Annotated in this window: 2 protein-coding genes and 1 pseudogene; 1 reads left to right on the top strand and 2 read right to left on the bottom strand. The window is 40.8% G+C overall.

The features are described from left to right. Positions 1-1,847: TonB-dependent receptor (locus BWD47_RS00525; RefSeq protein ID WP_075593182.1), on the bottom strand; the 1,847-nt coding region annotated here is incomplete at its 3' end. A gap of 154 nt (positions 1,848-2,001) precedes the next feature. On the opposite strand from BWD47_RS00525, the gene BWD47_RS00520 reads away from it, so the two are divergent. After that, the gene (locus tag BWD47_RS00520) at positions 2,002-2,529 is read left to right on the top strand and encodes a YaeQ family protein (RefSeq protein ID WP_075593181.1); all 528 of its coding nucleotides are present in this window, start codon (positions 2,002-2,004) and stop codon (positions 2,527-2,529) included. Here BWD47_RS00520 and BWD47_RS20235 read toward each other — a convergent pair. Next, positions 2,526-2,621, bottom strand: a pseudogene (locus BWD47_RS20235) (ferredoxin); the annotation flags it as partial. The gene BWD47_RS00520 and the pseudogene BWD47_RS20235 sit on opposite strands and share 4 nt — an antisense overlap.

The following is a 2,621-nucleotide window of genomic DNA, read 5'->3' as shown; positions in this document are numbered from 1 at the left end:
GTGTAACCAAAGTCACCAATAAAGCGGCGGAAACTTAAATCAAAGTTGGTTGCAGTTTCTTGATCGATATCTTCAGGCTCAAAGTGTATTTCTCCGTCTTCGATATGATAACCAAGGCCTAACTCATATGTGCCAGTTGCAATGTGTACACCATTTGAAAGTAGTTCAGCACTAAGAGGCGCGCGCTCTGAACGAGATACGCTAAGCGCAACACTTTGGCCTTCTTGATATTGCCAGATTGCACCTGCAGAAAAACTTAGATTTGTGAAATCTTCGCTGTAATTGATGATTTCTGCTTCTTCGTCATCGTGACCTTCTTCCTCTTCGTGAGCGTGGTCATGATGGTGCTCTGCCATACTAACAGCCGAGTCAATTTGGTAATCCTCAATACGTGCGCCTAATTCAACGGTTACATCACCAAATTGACGCTCTTCAAGCATGAATAGTGCATTGGTTTTAGTTACACTTGCTGGTGTAAAGGCTTCTTCACCATCAGCATCGTAGTCTGATTCTGTGTAGTGGTAGCCAGCCATACCGTGCCAAAGGCCTAATTTATGTTCAACGGTTGCACGTGCTTCAGTGGTTTTGTTAGAAAACACAGTGCCAACTGCACCATCTTCAATTTCGGCATGTTTATAGTCTGTGTAACCCACACGTAGTGAGATATTTTCAATCCAGTTATCATGTAGCGCATAGCTCATGTAACCTTGCCAGCGATCTTGCTCTAATTGCGCGAAGACAGACTCTTCGTGTTCTTCTTCACCTTCGTGTTCATCATGATGCTCACCTTCTTCATGCTCTTCGTGATGATGGTGTTCATGGGCGGGAATACCGTAATCTGTTTCGATGCGACCATATGACACACCCAATGTTAGGTGGTCGCCAACATAACTCGTACCAAAATTAACATTTTGGCTATCGATAAAGGTGTTTTCTACACGGTTAGCGGTTTCGTGCTCTTCATGATCTTCACCCTCATGTTCGTCATGCTCTTCAGGAAGCTCGAATGTTGGTGTTTTATAATCATGACCTTTGCGCTTTGTGCCATCAAAATGGAAGTTGAAACCTTCATTACCGGTTTCAAGTTTTGCGGCATAAGTATTGGTGTTTGATACTGTGTCATGGGTGTATTGCGCAGCGCCTGTTAAAGTGTCTATATTGTCGGTAGGAATACGATTATCAACAACATTTACCACACCACCTATCGCACCGGAGCCGTAAAGTAGGGTAGCAGGGCCTCGTAGCACTTCAATTTGTTCAGCGGCTAGGCTGTCATTTGATGTTGCGTGATCTGGGCCAATACGTGATGCATCACTGCTATCAAGGCCATTTTGAGTGATTTTCACACGCGGACCATCTAAGCCGCGAATGATTGGGCTTGATGAAACTGGACCAAAATAACTAGCATTCACACCAGGTAGGCCTTTTAGTGTTTCGCCTAAGGTCGGCTTAGCCTTATTTTTAAGATTATCACCAGCCAATACGTTAACAGGTGAAATCATTTCAAGGCTATTTTTATGAAGCGCAGAAGCATAGACAACAACTGTTTCTACAGATGTTGGCGTGAGAGTAATAACTAGATTTTGATTATCACCATTAATTTCAACACGTTTATCGATAAAATCATCTTTGCTGATGTGTAATTGGCCTTTGTTATCCACATCGATTTTAAACTGGCCTTGTTTATTGGTCACAACGCTTTGTGACTTACCATGAACGTGAACTTCAGCGTTACTGATAGGTTGCTGATTTTTATCTAATACTTGACCTGTGATCACAGCAGCCATTGTTGATTGAGAGAACAGCGCAGCGGCAACAGCACTAGAAAGAATTGAAATTTGCTTCATTATTACTACTTCTAAGTTTGTTGTTGAGTGTTGTGATATAATATAACACTGCAATTTTTTATCTGCAATAACGTTATACTATAACTTTTAACTAAGTCGCGAATTTTACACCGTAAACTATACTTAGAATGTTTCAGTTAGATGGACATGCGTTATGTATGATAAGAATCGTGTTTTTAAAGCCAATTTTACTATTGCAGATTTGCGCGAACAGCGAAATCACCAAGAGGTTTTCACCACGGCATGTGATAGGCAAGAAAGCTATGAACATTTTGTGTTAAAGCTTTTAAGCTACTGCTTATTTTCTCATAATAAAATGGCAACCATGAACGCACGGCTTAAAAGTAGTGAGCCAGATGTGTCAATTAAAGCCCTTGATGAGCATTATGAAATGTGGCTAGCAGTTGGAGAACCTGATTTTACAATATTGAGTAAAATTGCTAAACGTGTTGACGAACTATGGGTTGTAACTACGCTAAACAATGAGTGGTTACAAGAATATGAGCATCAATTAGAGCTGATAAGTAATAGCCATTTAATTGCCTTTGATGGAAACTTTATTGAGCAATTGGCGAGCCATTTGACTAAAAACTTACAGTGGGATGTAACGATAGATCAACAAACAGTGAGTGTCTCAGACAAAGAAAACTTCTACCAAACAAACGATCTTGTGTGGCATTAAAGCTCAATTTTTACCTTACCGTTGGGTTTACTACAACACAGCAACACTTCACCTGAGCGTACAAACGCTAGTGGTTCTTGGTTATAATTCAC

The sequence above is a fragment of the Pseudoalteromonas sp. PAB 2.2 genome (genome assembly GCF_001938575.1).
Taxonomy (GTDB): domain Bacteria; phylum Pseudomonadota; class Gammaproteobacteria; order Enterobacterales; family Alteromonadaceae; genus Pseudoalteromonas; species Pseudoalteromonas lipolytica.
This window is presented reverse-complemented; position numbering and strand designations above follow the sequence as displayed.

Coding starts and splice junctions, on each gene's coding strand:
- BWD47_RS00520 (WP_075593181.1), top strand. CDS start 2,002: ATGTATGATAAGAATCGTGTTTTTAAAGCCAATTTTACTATTGCAGAT.